Annotated in this window: 17 protein-coding genes; 7 read left to right on the top strand and 10 right to left on the bottom strand. The window is 72.4% G+C overall.

Annotated features, from left to right (window positions below):
* Positions 1–51 precede the first annotated feature (51 nt).
* The 4 genes from BUR99_RS06680 to BUR99_RS06665 all read left to right on the top strand — a co-directional run bounded on the left by BUR99_RS06680 (position 52) and on the right by BUR99_RS06665 (position 5,575).
* Positions 52–2,889, top strand: coding sequence for a tetratricopeptide repeat protein (locus BUR99_RS06680; protein WP_074259624.1), 2,838 nt, complete (start codon positions 52–54; stop codon positions 2,887–2,889).
* Between the two features lie 178 nt (positions 2,890–3,067).
* Entirely contained in the window at positions 3,068–3,865 is a 798-nt protein-coding gene (locus tag BUR99_RS06675; protein WP_074259623.1) for an HAD-IIA family hydrolase, read from the top strand.
* 92 nt (positions 3,866–3,957) lie between these two features.
* Positions 3,958–4,392, top strand: coding sequence for a pyridoxamine 5'-phosphate oxidase family protein (locus BUR99_RS06670; protein ID WP_074259622.1), 435 nt, complete (start codon positions 3,958–3,960; stop codon positions 4,390–4,392).
* A 289-nt stretch (positions 4,393–4,681) separates the two neighbouring features.
* Positions 4,682–5,575, top strand: coding sequence for an EamA family transporter (locus tag BUR99_RS06665; RefSeq protein WP_074259621.1), 894 nt, complete (start codon positions 4,682–4,684; stop codon positions 5,573–5,575).
* A gap of 43 nt (positions 5,576–5,618) precedes the next feature.
* Here BUR99_RS06665 and BUR99_RS06660 read toward each other — a convergent pair whose 3' ends face one another.
* The 9 genes from BUR99_RS06660 to BUR99_RS20615 form a co-directional block, all read right to left on the bottom strand.
* Complete coding sequence (locus tag BUR99_RS06660) at positions 5,619–5,804, bottom strand: hypothetical protein (RefSeq protein WP_074259620.1); 186 nt, start codon at positions 5,802–5,804, stop codon at positions 5,619–5,621.
* Positions 5,805–5,896: 92 nt separating this feature from the next.
* The gene (locus BUR99_RS06655) at positions 5,897–6,829 is read right to left on the bottom strand and encodes a nucleoside hydrolase (RefSeq protein ID WP_074259619.1); all 933 of its coding nucleotides are present in this window, start codon (positions 6,827–6,829) and stop codon (positions 5,897–5,899) included.
* 78 nt (positions 6,830–6,907) lie between these two features.
* The gene (locus BUR99_RS06650; RefSeq protein ID WP_074259618.1) at positions 6,908–7,870 is read right to left on the bottom strand and encodes a ribokinase; all 963 of its coding nucleotides are present in this window, start codon (positions 7,868–7,870) and stop codon (positions 6,908–6,910) included.
* Positions 7,871–7,874: 4 nt separating this feature from the next.
* The gene (locus BUR99_RS20640; RefSeq protein WP_074259617.1) at positions 7,875–11,042 is read right to left on the bottom strand and encodes a hypothetical protein; all 3,168 of its coding nucleotides are present in this window, start codon (positions 11,040–11,042) and stop codon (positions 7,875–7,877) included.
* Entirely contained in the window at positions 11,042–11,614 is a 573-nt protein-coding gene (pyrE, locus tag BUR99_RS06640; protein WP_234980771.1) for an orotate phosphoribosyltransferase, read from the bottom strand. The genes BUR99_RS20640 and pyrE overlap by 1 nt, the downstream gene beginning before the upstream one ends.
* Positions 11,615–11,623: 9 nt before the next feature.
* The gene (locus BUR99_RS06635; protein WP_074259616.1) at positions 11,624–13,048 is read right to left on the bottom strand and encodes a threonine/serine exporter family protein; all 1,425 of its coding nucleotides are present in this window, start codon (positions 13,046–13,048) and stop codon (positions 11,624–11,626) included.
* On the bottom strand, positions 13,048–14,403 hold the full coding sequence (locus BUR99_RS06630; protein WP_074259615.1) for an anaerobic C4-dicarboxylate transporter family protein: 1,356 nt from the start codon (positions 14,401–14,403) through the stop codon (positions 13,048–13,050). The genes BUR99_RS06635 and BUR99_RS06630 overlap by 1 nt, the downstream gene beginning before the upstream one ends.
* Complete coding sequence (locus tag BUR99_RS06625) at positions 14,400–15,140, bottom strand: Type 1 glutamine amidotransferase-like domain-containing protein (protein WP_074259614.1); 741 nt, start codon at positions 15,138–15,140, stop codon at positions 14,400–14,402. The genes BUR99_RS06630 and BUR99_RS06625 overlap by 4 nt, the downstream gene beginning before the upstream one ends.
* A 269-nt stretch (positions 15,141–15,409) precedes the next feature.
* Positions 15,410–15,532 (bottom strand): hypothetical protein, encoded by a 123-nt coding sequence (locus tag BUR99_RS20615; RefSeq protein WP_268755088.1) that lies wholly within the window; start codon positions 15,530–15,532, stop codon positions 15,410–15,412.
* 134 nt (positions 15,533–15,666) lie between these two features.
* Between BUR99_RS20615 and BUR99_RS06620 the strand changes: the two genes are divergently transcribed.
* From BUR99_RS06620 to BUR99_RS06605, 3 genes are read left to right on the top strand one after another with little or no spacing between them, the layout of a single operon-like run.
* Positions 15,667–16,584 (top strand): LysR family transcriptional regulator, encoded by a 918-nt coding sequence (locus tag BUR99_RS06620; RefSeq protein ID WP_074259613.1) that lies wholly within the window; start codon positions 15,667–15,669, stop codon positions 16,582–16,584.
* Positions 16,585–16,643: 59 nt separating this feature from the next.
* Positions 16,644–17,342 (top strand): hypothetical protein, encoded by a 699-nt coding sequence (locus BUR99_RS06610; RefSeq protein WP_143231521.1) that lies wholly within the window; start codon positions 16,644–16,646, stop codon positions 17,340–17,342.
* A gap of 25 nt (positions 17,343–17,367) precedes the next feature.
* Positions 17,368–18,168 carry an enoyl-CoA hydratase/isomerase family protein gene (locus tag BUR99_RS06605; RefSeq protein ID WP_074259610.1) on the top strand — a complete coding sequence of 267 codons (801 nt, stop codon included), beginning with the start codon at positions 17,368–17,370 and terminating at the stop codon, positions 18,166–18,168.
* On the opposite strand, the gene BUR99_RS20225 is transcribed toward BUR99_RS06605, so the two are convergent.
* Complete coding sequence (locus BUR99_RS20225) at positions 18,165–18,338, bottom strand: hypothetical protein (RefSeq protein WP_159440959.1); 174 nt, start codon at positions 18,336–18,338, stop codon at positions 18,165–18,167. The genes BUR99_RS06605 and BUR99_RS20225 overlap by 4 nt on opposite strands.
* Positions 18,339–18,355 lie beyond the last annotated feature (17 nt).

The following is an 18,355-nucleotide window of genomic DNA, read 5'->3' as shown; positions in this document are numbered from 1 at the left end:
GACCCAGACCTCCGACCCAGACCTCCGATCATCGACCGCCAAGGGAGAACCGTGTCCGAATCCATCCGCATCGACGAACTGCTCGAGCAGGTCGACCAGACGCCGTTCGGACCCGAGGAGCGTGCGCTGATCGACCAGGCGATCGCGATCGCAGTCGAGTCGGGCGACGAGTTCTCCGAGTACCGCGCGCGCATGCGTCTCGCATCGTCGGCCAACATGACCGGCGACACCGACACACTGCTCAGCTCCTTCGCCTGGTGCCTCGGCAAGCACGACGCCGACGCGGCCCGCTTCCCGGCGAAGCCCGACGACAGCGCCGGCGACCTGCTCTGGCAGTACAAGTGGATGGCGGGCACGCTGTCGGCGAGCCCCGCATTCCCCGCCGCCGACATCCGCGGCGTGCTCGACGACATGCAGTCGCGGTACGAACGCGCCGGCGTCGGCCAGAGCGGGGTCGCGATGGCGCGCTTCGGTGCGGCGTTCGCCAACGGATGGCTCGACGAGGCCGCCGAGGCCTACCGCGTGCTGACCACCACCGAGCGCGACGACTACAGCCACTGCGACGCCTGCGTGCGCAGCGAGAGCGCGGCCTACCTCGCTGCGACCGGACGCGATGACGAGGCCATCTCCCTCTACGAGGAGATCGTCGAGGGCGGGTTCAGCTGCGGCGAGGAGCCGGAGCACGCCCTCTCCGACGCGTTGCTGCCGTACCTCCGCGCCGGCCGTCTCGACCGTGCGAAGTCCTTCCACCTGCGCAGCTACCGCGACGCCCGCGGCAACGCCGACAACATCGGCATCATCGCGAACCACCTGGTGTTCTGTGCGATCACCGGCAACGAGGCGCGCGGCCTCGCCATGCTCGAACGCCACATCGCCTGGATCGCGCACGACCGGCTCAACCAGCGCGCGCAGTTCAGCGCACTCGCCGCGACCGGACTGCTGCTCGACACCATCGTCGATGCCGGCCACGGCGACACCGTCGTGCGCGGCGCCGACTCCGCTGAGCTCGAGCCGTTCTTCGGCTCGCACACGGGCCCCTGGACCGCCGCCGAGCTCAGCCCTGCCGCGTGGGCCGCGGCCGCCGCCATCGGCGACGGGTTCGACCGCCGCAACGGCAACCGCCACCTCGCCGACCGGCTGCAGGCCACGCGCGCGCTCCGCACCGAGCGCTACGACGTGGCGATCACCGGCGAGGCGTTCGCGGCTCCCGTGCCCGCCGCCGCCGCCGAACCCGTCGATGCCGGCGGCTGGGTCGACCGCGCCCGTGAGCTCGCCGCACTCGGCGAGATCGACCGGGCACTGGCCGCAGCCGAGCACGGGCTCACCGCGCTCGAGTCGGATGCCGCGGCATCCGTCACCGACGACCGCCGGGCCGAACTCATCGGCATCCGCCTCGCGGTGCTCGTCGCAGCGTCACGGCTCGAGGATGCCGAGCAGGAGCTGCCCGCCCGCATCGCCGCGTTGCGCGCCGCGGGCGACGAGGCAGTCGCCGATGCGCTCGCACGCCACGGCCTCCTGCTCGCCGGCTCGGCCACGGCGTCCGACCTGCCGGTGCTCGAACAGGAGCTCGGCGTCGCGCTGCAGTCGGGCGCCGACGACCTCTCGGCCCGGGTCGCCCTGCGGATCACCGCGGTGCGCGCCGAGGCGGGCGACCTCGAGGGCGCGGGCACCGCGGCCGACACCGCGATCGCCGTGCTCGACCGGGCGCCGGAGCCCGAACCGATGCTCGTCGGCGCGGCATTCCAGCTCGCGGCCTACCTCGCGGCCCAGGGCGAGGAGCCCGCGACCGCCCTCCCCCTCCTCGACCGTGCGATCGCCGCCGAACCGACGCGGGTCCGCCGCGCCGAGTCGCACCGGCTCCGCGCGCGACTGCTCGCCGGCAGCGGCGACCTCGAGGCCGCGCTGGCGGCATCGGAGGCGGCACTCGAACACGACCTCGCGATCGACGCGCGGATGCGCGTCGTCGAGGACTGCCAGCTCTCCGCCGCGATCCTCGACGACCTCGCGCGGCCCGACGATGCCGTCGCGAGGCTCCGCCTCGCGGTGCAGCACGCCAAGCTGGCGGAGTCGCCAGGGCTCGTCGGCGTGCGCTACGGCCTCGGCCGGCAGCTCCTGCGCGCCGGGCGCACCGGCGAGGCCGTCGAGCTGCTGCAGGACGTCTTCGAGGCCGAGGTTGCCGCGGGCGCACCGCCGGCCGCACGCGCCGAGACCCTGCACCTGCTCGGCACCGCGCTTCGCGGCGAGGAGGAGTTCGCTGCGGCATCCGGCGCCTGGCACACCGCCGCAGAGCTGTTCGAGGAGGCCGAGGCGTGGCCGGGCGCGGTCGCCGTGCTGGCCGACCTCGGCCGACTCTTCGCCGGACTCGGGTACGCCGAGGAGGCGATCGAGGTGCTCGAGCGCGCCGTCGCCGATGCTCGCCGCGACCCCGACACGGTCGCCTCGCTCGCCGATGCGCTGCACCTGCTCGGCCAGGTCAGCCTCGAGCACGGCGAACCGAACGGTCTCGACCGGCTCGACGAGGTCGCGGCGCTCGCCCGCGAGCACGGCGCCGACTGGTTGCTGGCCGACGTCGTCGACTCGCGGGCACGCGGCCTCGCCGCGCTCTCGCGCCCCGAGGAGGCCGTCGCGACCGCGCTGACCGCGGCCGAGCTGTTCGAAGCGGTGGGCGCGACCCGTCCGGCCGGCGGATCGATGCTGTTCGCCGGACGGGTGCTGCAGTCGGAGGGTCGTCACGACGAGGCACTCGTGCTCATCAGCCAGGCGATCGAGCGGTTCGACGGGCAGGCCGACGCCGTCGCGCTCGGCCGGATCGCCCTCGCCGACTCGCTCGAGGCGCTCGGTCGTCTCGCCGAGTCGGCCGAGGCCCGACGCCTCGCCGAAGAGGTCTGACCGATCCGGTCGATCGCCGCGGCGCGCCGAGACCGGTGCGCCGCGGCGATCACGGCCCCTGCCCCCGCCCCCGCGGATGGTGGCCGCGGCCCGCCAGCCCGTTCTCACGATCGGAAGGCGCGACTACGCGACATCCGCTCGACATCGTGCCGTGACCTGCGCGCCCTAGGCTGGAGGCATGTCACGACGTGAAGAAGTCGAGTGCTGGCTGACCGACATGGACGGCGTGCTCGTGCACGAGAACCACGCGCTGCCGGGCGCGTCCGAGCTGCTGCAGCAGTGGGAGGACGCCGGCACGCCCTACCTCGTGCTCACGAACAACTCGATCTTCACCGCGCGCGACCTCTCGGCGCGGCTCCGTTCCTCGGGCCTGAACGTGCCAGAAGACCGCATCTGGACGAGCGCCCTCGCGACGGCCGACTTCCTGAAGTCGCAGCTGCCGGGCGGCACCGCGTTCGTCATCGGCGAGGCCGGCATCCTCACGGCGCTGCACGACGCCGGGTTCGTGATGACCGAGACGGCGCCCGACTTCGTCGTCGTCGGTGAGACCCGCAACTACTCGTTCGAGGCGATCACGAAGGCGATCCGCCTGATCGGCAACGGCGCGCGGTTCATCGTGACCAACCCCGACGCGACCGGCCCCTCGGCCGACGGCCCGCTGCCGGCGACGGGCGCGATCGCCGCCCTCATCACGAAGGCCACGGGCAAGGAGCCCTATGTGGTCGGCAAGCCGAACCCGATGATGTTCCGCTCGGCGCTCAACAAGATCGGCGCGCACTCCGAGAACACCGCGATGATCGGCGACCGCATGGACACCGACATCGTCGCGGGCATCGAGGCGGGCCTGCACACGATCCTCGTGCTGACCGGCATCAGCGACCAGGCCGAGATCGAGAAGTATCCGTTCCGGCCCGACGAGATCCTCGGTGGCGTCGCCGACCTCGTCGAGAAGGCGCCGGTCGAGACCGAGCTGTAGGCTTCGGCGGGCGGCGGGCGGCGGGCGGCCGGCGGCATCCGACCGACCTCTCGGCCCTTGCCGCCGGGGCCGAACGGGGACACACTCGACGCATGGACGACGAAACCGATGAACGTCCTCCGACCCGGCACCTGTCGGAGGACGAATGCTGGCAGCGCATCGCCGATGCGCAGTACGGTCGCATCGCGGCGACCGCAGCGGGACAGATCGACATCTTCCCCATCAACCACGCGGTCGACGGCCGCACCATCGTGTTCCGCACATCTGCCGGCACGAAGCTGCTCGAGTTGACGATCCACGGCTCGGTGGCGTTCGAGGTCGACGGCGCGAGCGAGACTGACGCGTTCAGCGTCGTGGTCAAGGGCGTCGCCGCGGAGTTCGACCGTCAGGGCGAGGTCGCCGAAGCAGAACGGCTCGGCATCACCCCGTGGGCGCCCGAGCCGAAGGATCGCTGGGTGCGGATCACGCCGACCGAAGTGCACGGTCGCGCCTTCGAGCGCCCCCGGTCGGCGGGTTCCGCCGGCTGAGGACCGCGGGGAGAAGCCGCCCGGAATCGGCCGCGCTCGGATCGTCGGCGTCACCGTGTCGGTCGTCGCGACGCCACCTCATGAGCAGCGAGCCCGTGATCCCCGGCCTCAGTGCAGGCCCTGACCAGAACTCCCGGGCGAACCCCGAGGCAGAGCCCCGAACCGATCCGTAGCGTCGCACGGGTTGCGTCCGGCTCTCCACCGAGAGCGACCGGTTTCCCCTGCACAGCGAGCACCGCCCGGCGACCCCGGGCCCGTTGATCCCTACTCGACGATTGCGGCTCGAACCATGCAAACCTCCCGAACGACGCTCCGCCGTGCCCTGCTCGGCTTCGGCGTGCTCCTCATCGCCTCGACCTCGGTTCAGGTGTCCGCCGTCATCTCGCACGGCATGTTCGATCGACTGGGCCCGCTCGGCGTGAGCGGGCTGCGCTTCGCGATCGCGGCGATGCTGGCCGCCGCGATCATCCGACCGCGACTGGGCGGCCGGAACCGGGCCGAATGGCTCGCCCTCCTCGCCTACGGCACCTCGATCGCGGCGATGAACGTGTGCTTCCACGTCGCGCTCGAGTTCGTGCCGCTCGGAGTCGCGATCACCGTCGAGTTCCTCGGCCCCTTCCTCCTGGCCGCGCTCGGAGTGCGGCGCCCGCGCCTCGCGATCTTCCCGTTGCTCGGGCTCGGCGGTGTCGCCCTCATCGCCCGCCCGACGCCCGAGGTGAATCCGATCGGCCTCATCGCCGCCGGAGTGGCCGGCGTCTCGCTCGCCGCGTACACCCTGCTCGCCGAACGCATCGGGCGCACCACGCCCGCGGATCGTCCGCAGTCCCGCCCGCTGCACGATCTCACGATCGCCGTCGTCGTCGCGGCGGTGCTGACGGCACCGTTCGGCATCGCCGCGCTGCCGTCGGTCGAGACGGGCGACCTCGCGCCACTCGGCGTCGCCGCGGTGCTCGGCGTCCTGATCGCGTTCGGCTGCGACATGCTCGCCGTGCGGCTGACCTCGGCGCGCACGGTCGCGGTGCTGTTCTCCTTCGACCCGGCACTCGCCGCGATCATCGGCATGCTGCTGCTCGGTCAGCTGCTCGACCCGCTCACCATCGCGGGCATCGTGCTAGTCTGCGTGGCCGGGGGCGCCACGATCCATCTCGCGAGCGCCGCGCAACGACCGGCGGCCGACGGCTGACCGCCGGGCCGTCAGGCCCCGGATCGCCGGGCTGTGCGGCGGCTCAGCCGCCGAAGCCCGACCAGTAGCGGCCCTGCTCCTTGCCGCGTTCGACGTCGTTCATCGCGTCGGCGGCCTCGCGATTCGCGCCGCGGGTCTTCTCCGAGTGCCTCCTGAGCGAGAACACCCACTGCGTCACTCCCCAGAGCACGGCGATGACGACGATGCCCAGCCAGAAGGTCCAGTCCATGGGCGACCCCTCACTCGATAGGCGTCACTCTACGCCTGGCCGTCGCGTTCCGCGCGGGTGATTCGGGAACGGGCGGGGATCGCCCGGTCCGGCTAGGCGAGCCGGGCGACGGATGCCGCGACGCCCGCCCAGAACCGCTCGACGTCGAGTCCGACCGCGACCCACGCGTTTGGCTCGCGCGCGAGCATGTCGTCGAGGTCGACGCTCGTCGCGCCGGCCGTCTCGGTTCCGAGCAGTTCGACGTCGAGACGGGCGCGGCGCACCTCGACGCAGCACGGGTCGGCGAGCACCGCGACGGCGACGGGGTCGTGCAGCGGCCCGTCGGGCATGCCGAAGAGCTCGTCGTTCGTGCGGCAGAAGAAGTCGAAGAGCTCGGCCCCGAAGCCCGCGGTGGCGGTGCCGATCGCTGCGATCTGCTCGCGCACGGCCGGCGTCACGAGCGCCAGGTGCGTGACGTTCAGGCCGACCATCGTGAACCGCACACCGCTCCGCACCACGAGGTCGAGCGCCTCGGGGTCGACGAGGGCGTTGAACTCGGCGTAGGGCGTCGCGTTGCCGCGCTCGGTCGAGCCGCCCATCCAGACGATCTCGCGGATGCACCCGGCGAGCTCGGGACGGTCGCGCAGCAGGATCGCGATGTTGGTGATCGGCCCCGTCGCGATGACGGCGACGGGCTCGGCCGACGCAGTGAGCGCGTCGGCGATGAGCTCGGTCGCCGTGCGCGGGTCGAGCGGCACGGTCGGCTCGGGCAGTTCGGGCCCGCCGAGGCCGTTCTCGCCGTGAATCCACTCGGCGGTCTGCAACGGTCGCACGAGCGGGCCGGCCGCTCCCGCCGCGACCGGCACGTCGGTCACGCCCGCGACCGAGAGCGCGATGCGGGCGTTCCGGGTCGTGAATTCGAGCGGCACGTTGCCGCCGACCGTCGTGACGGCGACGACGTCGAGCGCCGGATGTCCCGCGGCGAGCCACAGGGCGAAGACGTCGTCGTGCCCGGGGTCGCAGTCGATGATCACGGGGATGGTCATGCGGGTCTCGTTCTCTCGTCGGGTCGGCTGGTGGTCGGAGGTAACCGGCTCAGGTGGTGGTACGGCGTGCGCGGCCGCTCAGTCGGCGATGCGGGCCGCGGCGAGCACGACGTCGCGGGCGGCGTAGGAGTCGACCGTGCCTCGCGTCTGCACGGCGAGGGCGCCGGCGGCGACCGCGATGCCGAGTGCCTCGGGCAGGGAGCGCCCCTCGGCGATGCACGCCGCGAGCGTACCGGTGAACCCGTCACCGGCCCCGGTGGTGTCGACCGCCGTCACGCGCGGCGCGGCAGCCGTCCACGAACCGGTCGCGTCGGCGGCGACGGCACCGGCCGCGCCGAGCGTCACGACCACCGAGCGGGCGATGACGCCGGCAGCGGATGCCGCGAGCACCCGCCACTCGTCGAGGGCCGCGCCGGCCGGGGCATCCGTGCCGATGCCGACCGCCCGTGCCTCGTGCTCGTTCAGCACGAGCGGATCGGCGGCGGCGAGCGTCGCCTCGGCGACCGCCGCCGGCGGCGCGAGGTTCAGCACGAAGCGGGTGCCGAGCGCCGTCGCGACCTCCGCGAGACGATCGATGGTCGTCGACGGGAGCTCGCCCTGCGTGAGTGCGACCGTCGCGGCGGCGACCCGATCGCGGGCGGCGTCGACGACGGCCGGGGTCAGGGCGAGGTTCGCACCGCCGGTGATGATCACGGTGTTCTCGCCCGAGTCGGCGACCGTGATCTGGGCGACGCCGGTCGGGGCATCCGGAACCCGCCGGAGCGCACCGGTCGGAAGCCCCAGCCGTTCGAGCGTTCCCCGCGCGAACGCGCCGCTCGCGTCGTCGCCGACGCACGCGATGAACTCGACCGGCACGCCGGCGACGTGGGCCGCGACCGCCTGGTTCGCCCCCTTGCCGCCGAGCGCCACCTGGAAGCCGTGCGCCCGGATCGTCTCGCCGGGCTCGGGGAACGAGGCGACGTAGCTCGTCGAGTCGACGTTCAGCGAACCGACGACGACGACCCTGCCACGCGGGTCGCCGTCGCCGTCAGCGGATGCCATGTCGTCAGGCCGTCGGTCCGGGGCCCATGATCGACGCGGTCAGCGGTTCGCCGCCCGCTCGATTGGCGAAGCAGTAGTAGGTGCGTTGACCCTCGGCCCACTGCTCCTCGGTCACGGGGAAGCTGCCCTGCACCTGCAGGTCGGGGATGCCGGCGACGAGCGCGGGGTCGAACACGCCGACGGCGCGGCACAGGCCGGGCATCTGCTCGGCGAGCGCGGCCTCACCCGGGAAGGGCGCCGCCTCGTCGCCCGGCAGCGTGCCGCGGTACACGAGCTGCGCGGCGTGCGGTGTCGCGCAGTCGACGACGGTGAACTCCTCGGCCCAGACCGACTCGAACGGCTCGATGCACTCGCCGCCGAAGAGGGTGTCCCATGCGTGCGCGCCGGCGGGCTGCGGGGCGGTCGGCGCGGCGACGGGCGTCTCGGAGGAGCTCGCCGACGGGCTGTCGCTCGCCGGCTCCGCTCCGCCCCCGCCGAGCTGGGTTCCGAAGAAGAAGAGCCCGGCGACCACGAGCAGTACGACGAGTCCGCCGGCGACCCAGATCAGGGTGCGCGTGGTGCGGTTGCCGCCCGACGGGGGCAGCGAGGCTCCACCGCCGGCGCCGCCGCGGCCGGAGCCGTCATCGCCGCCGCGGCCGGAGCCGTCGTGGCCGCCACCGCCGGCACCGCCGTTGCGCTGAGGACCGATGCCACCCCCGGAGCCCTGCGCCGGAGCCGCCGCGAAGCCGGATGTCACGGGCTGCCTGCTGCTGGGGGCGACGAACGGATCGTTCGCCGCCGCGCCTGCGGCGGCACCGCCGAAGAGCGCGCTCAGCTCGTCATCGTCGGATGCCTCGAACGGATCCTGCTGGCCAGCCGCCGACGTCGTGGCGAGCCGCAGGTCATCGCCGAAGGGCGCCGTGTCGCCTGGCGCGGCGTCGTCGGTGAACGACCACTCCGGATCTGCTGTCTCGAGGCCGGCTTCGTCGTCCCACGTGGGCTCTGCATCGTCGCCCGCGAACAGGTCGGTCGGAGCCGGGGAGTCGGCCGCGGTATCGCCGAGGAACGCGGTCGCGACCGAGACGGGGCTGTCCTTCGGGTCTTCGGCGTTCGGATCCGGCGTCAGATTCCAGAAGTAGCCGGTGTCGGCCATCTCGCGAGCGATCGACGACTCGTCGTCGACGCCGTCGACCGCGCGGTCGTCGTGACCGGGGGCGGGCTCCTCGTCGTCGCGAGGGCCGCCGAAGAATCGGCCCCGGATGCCGGAAGCCGACCGGTCGTCGGCGGCCGGCGCCGGTGCGTCGGGGATCGCCTCATCGTCGTCATCGTCGAAGCCCAGCCCGAGCGCGTCGAGACCTGTCGGCACGGCCGGCGCCGGGGTCGTGCCGCCCGGAGGCGGTGTCGGCTCCGCCGAGCGTGAATGCGATGCACCGCCGCCGAGCGAAGCGAGGAGATCGTCGACCGGTGCCGGTGGCTCTCGCGTCGGGTCGTCGTCGCCTCCGGTCGCCGAAGCGAACGCCGGGAACGGCGTGGTGTTGAATGCGCTCGCCTCTCGGGCCGGGACACCGACCACGGCGTCCTCCTGCGCTGCGGCCGTGCCGCGCACCTCGAGGAAGGGGAACCCGGTGTGGGCATCGGCCTGGGGCGCGACCGCGCGCTCCGTTCGCCCGTGCTGCTGCACCGGGGCTTCCGCTGCCGCCGGTGCCGGCGCAGTCGGCGCCGAAGCCGCTGCTGCTGCTGCTGCTGCTGCTGCTGCTGCTGGCTGTATCGGAATCGCCCGGGTCGCGGTGAGTGCGGCGAAGGGATCGGTGGTGTCGGCGGCGAATGCTGCGAACCGGTCGCGCTCGGGACGCGGCTGCTCCGCCTGCTGGAACGGCGCCTCGGGGGCGACCTCGGCAGCCGGAGCGGCCGGCGGCACGTGGGCGAACGGGGCCCCCGTCTGGACCGGAGCCACTGGAGACACCGGAGCCACGGGCGCGACCGGAGCCATCGGCCGAGCCTGCTCGAATGACGCTGCCTGGGGCTGGGTCGCGGGCGGGACCGGGGCGGCCGACGGCCGCTCGGGTTCCTGGAGCGCCGCCCACAGTTCGTCGTCGAACGGCGAGGCCGGTGCCGGTGCCGCCGTCGGCGTGACCGACGGCTGGGTGGCTGGGCCACGGGTGTCCCACCCGGCCGGCGCGGTCGACGGTGCGATCGGATGCACCGGCGCGACGGGTTCGGCCGTCGGAACGGGCGCGACAGGTGCGGCCGGCTGCACGGGGGTGAACGACTGACGTGCCACCGGCGGGGGCGCGAAGCCGGCGAAGGGCGACTCGGCCGGAACGGACGACTCGGCCGGAGCCTGCGGGGCCGCCGGAGCCTGCGGCTCGACGGGCAGCGCTGCCGAGGCTTCGGCACCCGCGCCGTCGCTCGTCGGGTCGGAAAGACTCCGGAACGCCGCCCGGATCGCGTCTTCGGAGGAGAGCTCCTCTGCCGAACCCCAGGTGAGTGCGAACGGCGCGGTCGGCGTCACCGGCCCCGGCGGCGTCGTCGGCATCGAGGGGGCGGCGGCCGGAGCCGCAGGTGCGACCGGCGCGGCGGGTGCCGCCGGCGGCCACGCGGCAGCCGGAGCCGCAGGCGCGGCAGGGGCGACCGGCGGCGCGGCAGGCGGCCACGCAGCAGCCGGAGCCACGGGCGCAGCAGGCGCGGCGGGCGGCCACGCAGCGGCCGGCGGTGCGGCCGCGGGCGGCTGCACCGGCGCCATGGGAGGGGTCGGGGGGACTGCAGGCGTGCCGACGGGCGGCTCGACCGCGGTCAGGTGCACCGGGGCGCCGGCCGGGGGCTGATGCGGCAGGCCGACCGCGAAGGGCGGGGTCCACGACGGCGTCGGCGAACCGGCCGCTTCGGTGAGGGGCGCTTGCTGCTGCGGCACCTCAGGGGCGCGCGGAGCCGGAGATCCGACGACGGGAAGCGCCCTCGTGGCGGCATCCGCTCTGGGAGCCGGTGCCTCGGAGAACCAGTCGAGCACCTCCTCGCGGCGCGGTGCGGGAGTGCGCGGTGCCGCGGGAGCGGCCTGCTGCACCGGCGGTGCAGGCTGGACGGGCGGCGCGACGGGCGGTGACGGGACGTCGCGACGCGGCGCATCGCCGCTCGCCAACTGGGCGAGCAGCCAATCGGCTCCGTCGCCCCCCAGACCCTGCCCGTCGCCGCTCATCAGGCCAGCCCCAGGTCTTCCAACCCGATGGCGTACAGGTAGGGCACGCCCTCGGCCTCGATGACCTCGCGGGCACCGGTCGCGCGGTCGACGACGACCGCGACGGCCACGACCTCGGCGCCGACCTTGCGGAGCGCCTCGATCGCCTTGATCGGCGAACCGCCGGTGGTCGAGGTGTCCTCGAGCACGATCACGCGCTTGCCGGCGAGGTCGGGACCCTCGACCTGCTTGCCGCGACCGTGGTCCTTCGGCTCCTTGCGCACGACGAAGGCGTCGTAGGCGAGGCCCTGCGCCGCGCCCTGGTGCAGGATCGCCGAGGCGATCGGGTCGGCGCCCATGGTCATGCCGCCGACGGCGACCACGTCGGGCACGTCTTTGATGAGGTCGATCATGACCTGCCCGATGAGCGGAGCCACGCGGTGGTCGAGGCTCACCTTGCGGAGGTCGACGTAATAGGTCGCCTTCTTGCCACTGGTGAGGGTGAAGTCCCCGTGGAACACGGCGTCCGCCGCGATGAAGTCGATCAACTGGGCGCGCACGGCGTCGATGGGCTGAGGCTCTCGGAGGGTCACCCGAATACTCTACGACCCGGTTGCCTGAGAGGAAGGGGCGGATTTCTCAGCGAGCTGCGGCGGCGGCGAGGCATCCGCTCGCTCCGCAGGCGTGGAACCGCGGCGGCGACCGCCCCAGAACGAGCGGGGCGTGCCCGGCAGGAGTCGGGCCCAGAACGGCGGCGTCTCCTCCTCGACGAGCGCCGCGGGCACGTCGATGTGGAAGTCGGCGATCTCCTCGGCACCCTGATGCACGACGCGATAGAGCGCGGTGCCGATGAGCACGCCCAACGCGATCGACATGATCGAGACGAGTGCGTCGGCGAAGTCGGCGTAGCCGCGAGTGGTGCCGATCGCCTCGGTGAGGCCGACGAGACCGGCGGCACCGGGCACCAGCAGCCAGAACGCGGGCAGGAAGGTGAGCTGCGACGGCGCGCCGTGCCGCAACGTCGCCACCCACAGCACGACGGGGGTCATGGCGAGCGCACCGATGAACCCGCTGACGGATGCGCCGATGAGCGCCCCGCCGACGACCTGGCCGCTGTACGCGACGAGCAGCACGAGCAGCACCCAGCCGAACGTGCGCGGTGGCGCGGAGAAGTGCAGGTAGTTGCCGATCGCGAAGAGCAGCACTCCGAACAGCGCGACCCACCAGGGGAAGACCTCGCCGGAGTCGAGGGCGACGTACGAGGAACTGGCGACCCCGACGAGCGTGCCCGCCGCGAGGATGCCGAACGCCAGCAGCGAGAGCTGCACGAGACCGAACACGAGCCGTGAGGCGCCGGCGAGCATCTGACCCGCCGCGAGTTCGACCACGGCGGTCGTCAGCACTCCGCCCGGCAGGAACGTCGCGAGCGGCGCGATGAGCAGCCTGATCGGGTCGCCCACCGCGAAGTACGGCGCGATGAGGAACACCGCGGTGGCGCACGCGAAGGCCGCGAACACCGGGAACACGATCTGCAGGGTCGGCGAGCGCACCAGCTTCGCGACGCCGATGAACGCGCCGAGCACGAAGGCGACGAGGGCGCCCTGCCATGTCGGCGCGAGCAGCAGTGCGAGCCCGGTGGTCAGCACGGCGTGCCCGAAGGTGCGCACGACCCAGCCGTGCGTCGGCTTCATCGCACCGATCTCGTTCAGTCGCGTGATGCCGTCGAGCGGGGTGATCTCGGCCCGACGGGCGACCTCGATCAGGCGATAGAGCGCCGCGATCTGGTCGAAGCGGAACGAGGCGTTCAGCGAGGATCGGATCGCGACCCTGCCCCCCTCGCCCGAGCCCGTCTCGATGAGGATCACGGTCGGCAGCACCACGACGTCGGTGTCGTCGCGGCCGTACGCGCTCGACACCTTGACGAGCGTGTCGCGGATCTTGTCGGTCGAATCCGCGGCAGCGTTCATGCCCTCCGCGAGTCCGAGCAGGAACCTGCGGAGCAGTGCCTGCTCGGACGCCTCCGCCATCAGACGATGACGAAGGAGAGTGCCACGCCCACGAGGATCGCGACGACGACGTAGACGAGGTTCGGCAGCTGGAAGGAGTGGTCGAAGACGAACTTGCCCATCTTGGTGGTGCCGGTCTGGTCGAATGCGACCGTGGCGACCTGGCTGCCGTTGGCGGGCAGCGTGTAGATGCCCATCGCCGCGGGCCAGAGCCCGACGAGCAGCGGTGCGGGCAGGCCGATCGTGATGCCGATCGGCACGATCGCGTTGGTCGCGCTCGACTGGCTCGTGGTGAGCATGGCGACGAGGAAGAGCGCGAGCGCGAAGAGCAGCGCCCCGAGGAACGCCGTCGACCCGGAGACGAGCGAGCCGAGCCCGTCGACGATGAGCGTGTTGTTCGCGGCGACGAAGGTGTTGGCGAGCCACGCGATGCCGAAGAGGGCGATCGCGCCGACCATGCCGGCCGGGAACGTCGACTGCTTCGGGACATCCGCCGCCTTGACCTTGCAGGTGACGAAGATGAGCGCCGCGATGACGCCCATGATGACCTCGATGATGACGGTGATGCTGACCCGCACGGGGTCGCCCGAGTCATCCGTGCCGATGATCGGGCGAAGGCCCGAGAAGAGGCCGAAGAGCACGATGACGCCGACGCCGGTGAGGAAGATCGAGGCCGAGAGCACGGCGCTGCGCGGGAGCTTCTTGTCGGCGTCGACCACGACGGCCGGCTTCACGAGGTGCTCGGCGAGGCGGCGCTGGAACTCGGGGTCGTCCTCGAGCTCCTTGCCGTGCTTGACCATGACGAGCGCCGCGATGCCGAGGCCCACGATCGAGGCCGGCCACATGATGAGCAGGAGCTTGCCGAGGTCGACGCCCTGCGGGGCGAGCAGCACGACCATCGACGCGGTCGCCGCCGAGACGGGCGAGCAGAGGATGCCCACCTGCGAGGCGACGGCCGAGACCGACAGCGCCCGCTCTGGCCGGATCTTCTGCTGGTACGAGACGTCGTAGATGACGGGCAGCAGGGGGTAGAAGATGTTGCCGGTGCCGGCGCCCACCGTGAAGAGGAACGACATCGCCGGTGCCAGGAATACGACCGACTTCGGTCGCTTCTTGATGACCTTCGACGCGATCGAGACCATCCAGTCGATGCCGCCGGCCGCTTGCATGACGGATGCCGCGGTGATGACGGTGATGACGATGAACACGGCGTCGACCGGGGCGGCGCCCGGCGCCTCGCCGAAGACGAAGACGAGCACGGCGACACCGACGAGACCCCAGACGCCGAGGCCGATCCCGCTCGTGCGGGTGCCCATGTAGATCGCGAGGACGACGACGATCAGTTCGGCGACGAGGATCCAGACGTTGTCGTTCACGAGGAGGGGCCCTTCACGATGGGGCCGGAACTCGCCAGCACCTGAGTCGGGAGCGGCGTCTCGACGATGCGCCCGTCGACCGCCTCGACTTTCAACGCGAGCGGGTCCTCGACGGGGCTGATCGCCGTGACGAACTCGGAGCCCTCGAAGTGCAGCGACTGCAGGTTGCCGACCGCATAGCCCGTCGCGAGCTCACCGCTGAGCAGCGAGGCGTGGAACAGCGGCTGGCGCTGGTCTTCGGCGTCGTAGTGCGGGCAGAAGCTGCCGTGCAGGAACCCGAGCCCCTCGGGCAGCACCTGCAGGGTGGGCCCGTAGCTGTCGGTCGTGCCGCCTTCGAACCAGCAGATGCCGCCGGCCGAGCCGCCGGTGAAGACCGTGTTCGAGTTCGGGTCCTCCCACATCTCGCGCATGATCTCGTCGAGGCCCTGGCGCTTCCAGACGTCGAGCATGTTCGCCGTGTTGCCGCCGCCGACGTGGATCACGTCGAAGCCCTTCACGAAGCCCGCGAGGTCGTCGACCGCGCGGTGGAACAGCGGCAGGTGGTGCGGGGCGCAGCGGTCGGAGTCGTACGTCGTGTAGAAGCTCACGACGTACGCGGCGTCGTCGCCGGTCGCCGTGCCGACGAAGAGCACGCGCGGGCGCTCCTTGCCGGTGAGCCTCAGGATGTATTCGTGCGTCGGATCGGCCCGTCGCTCCATCATCGCCTTGCCCGCGCCGGTCGCAACCACGTGCGCCATCGATCCCCCTTGCGTCGTACCCCCGGGCACACGCTCGAGGCCCTGGCCACACGCTAGCGGCAGATCGGCGGCGTCGTCGAGAGACACGGCGGCCGTGTCGCAGGCGTGTTCGCACCGTGTCGCGGGGCGTGTCCGTGCGCATCGGGATCCCCCCATTGCATCCCGATACGCACGAAGATCCGGCACGAAGAAGGGCCGCCCCGCGGGGTGTCCCTCCCCCGCGCGGCGGCCCTGCACTCCGGGGAACGGACCCCCGGAATTCGCGGCACCTAGACGGTGCGCGCGAACGTCTCTCGCGGCTGACGACGGTAGCCGTCACGAGCGGTGACGACGATCGAGCCGATGATGGCGGCGACGGAAACGACGGTGAGAAGCACGATGACGCTGAACATGGTGATTCCTTTCGAAAACGAGTGGGTGATCGAGCAGTCGATGCCCCATTGCACGTGTTCGACATCTCAATTGAATCGCGAATAATAGTGCAGCACAAGCTCACGATTCTACAAGAACGATGTAGCCTGGCTACATGGACGTGCGGCGATTGGACCTGCTTCGAGAACTCGCCGAACGCGGCAGCGTGACGGCGGTCGCCGAGGCCACCGGCCGCACACCGTCGGCGGTGTCGCAGCAGCTGAAGGTGCTCGAGCGCGAGGCCGGCATGCCCCTCACCGAGCGCAGCGGCCGCGGCGTCGTGCTGACGAGCGCCGGGCACGCCCTCGCCCGCAGCGCTGCCGACGTCGCCGTCGCCCTCGAACGCGCCACCGCCCTGTGGGACGAGTTCCGAAACCACCCGAGCGGCGAGGTCTCGCTCGTCACGTTCCCCACAGTCGGCGCGACCCTGCTGCCGGCGGTGCTCACCGACCTCGCCGAGGTCGCCGGCCTCGTCGTGCGAGCGACCGACCTCGACCCCGAGGCGGCCGAGTTCGCCGACCTCACCTCCGACTTCGACATCGTGCTCGCGCACACGATGCCGGGCGTGCTGCCCTGGGGCGGCCGCGGCCTGAAGGCCGTGCCGCTGTTGACCGAACCGCTCGACATCGGTCTTCCGGCCGACCACCGTCTCGCCGGACGGGCGCACCTGACGCCCGCCGATCTGGTCGACGAGACCTGGCTCGGGGTGCCGCCCGGGTTCCCCTTCGAGCGCATCCTGCACGCGATCGAGCAGCAGGCCGGGCAGCGGGCCACGGTCAGCCAGCGCTTCAGCGACATGCGCATCATCGAGGCCTTCATCGAGGCCGGTCTCGGCATCGCGTTCGTGCCACGGTTCACGAGCGGCGCCGTGCCCGATTCGATCGTGTTGAAGCCGCTGCGCGGCGTGGCATCCGCTCGGCAGATCGTGGCGCTCGTGCGTCCGGATGTCGCGGAGCGCCTCGCCGTGCGCACCGTGCTCGACGTGCTCGTGGCGCGCGCCGCGCGGCTCGAACATGCGCACGCCGCGGTCTGAGCGCTCTGCTCAGTGGATGCACTGAGCATCCGAGGGCGTCGCTGCTCTATCGTGTCGACATGAAGACACGGATGGTGGCCGTACTCGTCGCGCTCGCTGCGGTGACCGCGCTCGGCGCGTGCGCGTCCGCGCCCCCGACGCCCTCTCCCGTGCCGAGCGCGAGCACGTCGCCGACGCCCTCGCCGGCACCGGAACCGGTCGCGGCATCCGTCGCCATCACGGCCGAGACCATCAGCGTGCTCGATGCCGACGGAGGGGTGCTCGCGAGCTTCGACTACTTCCAGCCCACCACCGAGGTGGTCGCCGGCCTCACCGAATACCTCGGCGAGCCCGTCGACACCCCGAACCCCGGCAGCATCGAGTCGTCACCCGGCGTCGACCACGAGTGGGGCGGGCTCCGTCTCTACGACACCGACACTCCCGGCACACCGCCCGAGATCCCCAACCACTCGGTCTTCGTCACGGGCCCGACGGCCGGACCACTGCCGATCGGCACCGCTGCCGGGGTCGGCGCCCCCTCGGGCCTGCACGTGGGCGACCCCGGCACGAGCGTGACGGTCGGAATCGAGTCGGCCGGCGAGTACACGAATCCGACGACCGGGCGCACCGTCGTGCTCTCCCGAGTGGGGCTGATCGAGCTGCCGCCGCACCCCGCCGCCCCGACCGAACCGCGCAACTTCGCCGTGATCGTGCACAGCTACACCGACACCGGGCTCATCGAACAGTTGATCGCGCCGAGCGCGAACTTCGGCGTCTGACGAGCACCGGGTAGGCTTCCGCTCCATGAGCGATGACGCGATCCTGTTCGAGGTCGAGGGTGGGCTCGCCCGCCTCACCCTCAACCGCCCGAGCCGGCTGAACGCGGTCGACCCCGAGGCGATCGGGCGCTGGCAGGCCCTCGCCCATGAGATCGCCGAGCGCGACGACATCGGCGCGGTGCTCTTCGACGCCAACGGCCGCGCGTTCTGCGCGGGCGGCGACGTGCGGGCGATGTCCGAGCTCGCGGCCTCCGCCGTCTCGAGCGGCGGGGAGTCCGCCGCCGCGACGATCACGGCTCTCGCCGACGCGATCCACGACGGCCACCGCACGCTCCGCGAGAGCTCGAAGCCGATCGTGGCCGCCGTGCAGGGCCCGGTCGCCGGCGGAGGGCTCGGCTTCATGCTCGTCGCCGACCTCATCGTCGCCTCCGAGCACGCGACGTTCGCGAGCCGGTACGCGGATGTCGCGCTCACGCCCGACTGCGGCGTCAGCACCCTGCTGCCCGAGGCCGTCGGCACCCGACGCGCGCTCGAGCTCACGCTGACCTCGCGCACCCTCACCGCTGCCGAGGCACTCGACTGGGGACTCGTCGCCGAGGTCGTCGCGCCCGATGCGCTCGAGGCGCGAGCGCGGGAGATCGCGCAGAGCTGGATCGACGGGGCGACCGGTGCCTTCGGCCAGGCGAAGCGCCTGGTGCGCTCTGGGCTCACCCGCGACTTCCAGTCAGCGCTCGACGACGAGGCGCGCACGATCGGCGCCGCCTTCGAGACCCCGGAGGCGAGCGCCCGCATCGCGGCATTCGGTCGATCGAGCCGCCCGAGCTAGCCGGCGTTCGCCTGCGCCCGGAGCGCCCCGAGCGCCCGGAGCGCCTCGACGATCTGCTCGACGGTCGGCACGCCGGCGAGGCCCACCGGAGTCGGGGAGACCCGGCAGGCGAGCGAGTCGGTCGCGCCGTCGGACGGGCAGTCGTCGATGTGGAGGATCGCTCCGTGCACGGCCCCATTCTCCTCCT

It is taken from the genome of Agromyces cerinus subsp. cerinus (assembly GCF_900142065.1).
GTDB classification, from domain to species: domain Bacteria; phylum Actinomycetota; class Actinomycetes; order Actinomycetales; family Microbacteriaceae; genus Agromyces; species Agromyces cerinus.
The sequence above is the reverse complement of the archived record's forward strand: the minus strand, read 5'-3'. Positions and strand labels throughout refer to the sequence as shown.

What these genes read in the sequence shown, in the direction of transcription:
- BUR99_RS20640 (WP_074259617.1), bottom strand. Translation starts at nt 11,042, where the DNA reads ATGAGCGGCGACGGGCAGGGTCTGGGGGGCGACGGAGCCGATTGGCTG.
- BUR99_RS06675 (WP_074259623.1), top strand. Translation starts at nt 3,068, where the DNA reads ATGTCACGACGTGAAGAAGTCGAGTGCTGGCTGACCGACATGGACGGC.
- BUR99_RS06650 (WP_074259618.1), bottom strand. Translation starts at nt 7,870, where the DNA reads ATGGCATCCGCTGACGGCGACGGCGACCCGCGTGGCAGGGTCGTCGTC.
- BUR99_RS20615 (WP_268755088.1), bottom strand. Translation starts at nt 15,532, where the DNA reads ATGTTCAGCGTCATCGTGCTTCTCACCGTCGTTTCCGTCGCCGCCATC.
- BUR99_RS06665 (WP_074259621.1), top strand. Translation starts at nt 4,682, where the DNA reads ATGCAAACCTCCCGAACGACGCTCCGCCGTGCCCTGCTCGGCTTCGGC.
- BUR99_RS06625 (WP_074259614.1), bottom strand. Translation starts at nt 15,140, where the DNA reads ATGGCGCACGTGGTTGCGACCGGCGCGGGCAAGGCGATGATGGAGCGA.
- BUR99_RS06620 (WP_074259613.1), top strand. Translation starts at nt 15,667, where the DNA reads ATGGACGTGCGGCGATTGGACCTGCTTCGAGAACTCGCCGAACGCGGC.
- BUR99_RS06670 (WP_074259622.1), top strand. Translation starts at nt 3,958, where the DNA reads ATGGACGACGAAACCGATGAACGTCCTCCGACCCGGCACCTGTCGGAG.
- BUR99_RS06660 (WP_074259620.1), bottom strand. Translation starts at nt 5,804, where the DNA reads ATGGACTGGACCTTCTGGCTGGGCATCGTCGTCATCGCCGTGCTCTGG.
- BUR99_RS06635 (WP_074259616.1), bottom strand. Translation starts at nt 13,048, where the DNA reads ATGGCGGAGGCGTCCGAGCAGGCACTGCTCCGCAGGTTCCTGCTCGGA.
- BUR99_RS06655 (WP_074259619.1), bottom strand. Translation starts at nt 6,829, where the DNA reads ATGACCATCCCCGTGATCATCGACTGCGACCCCGGGCACGACGACGTC.
- BUR99_RS06605 (WP_074259610.1), top strand. Translation starts at nt 17,368, where the DNA reads ATGAGCGATGACGCGATCCTGTTCGAGGTCGAGGGTGGGCTCGCCCGC.
- BUR99_RS06610 (WP_143231521.1), top strand. Translation starts at nt 16,644, where the DNA reads ATGAAGACACGGATGGTGGCCGTACTCGTCGCGCTCGCTGCGGTGACC.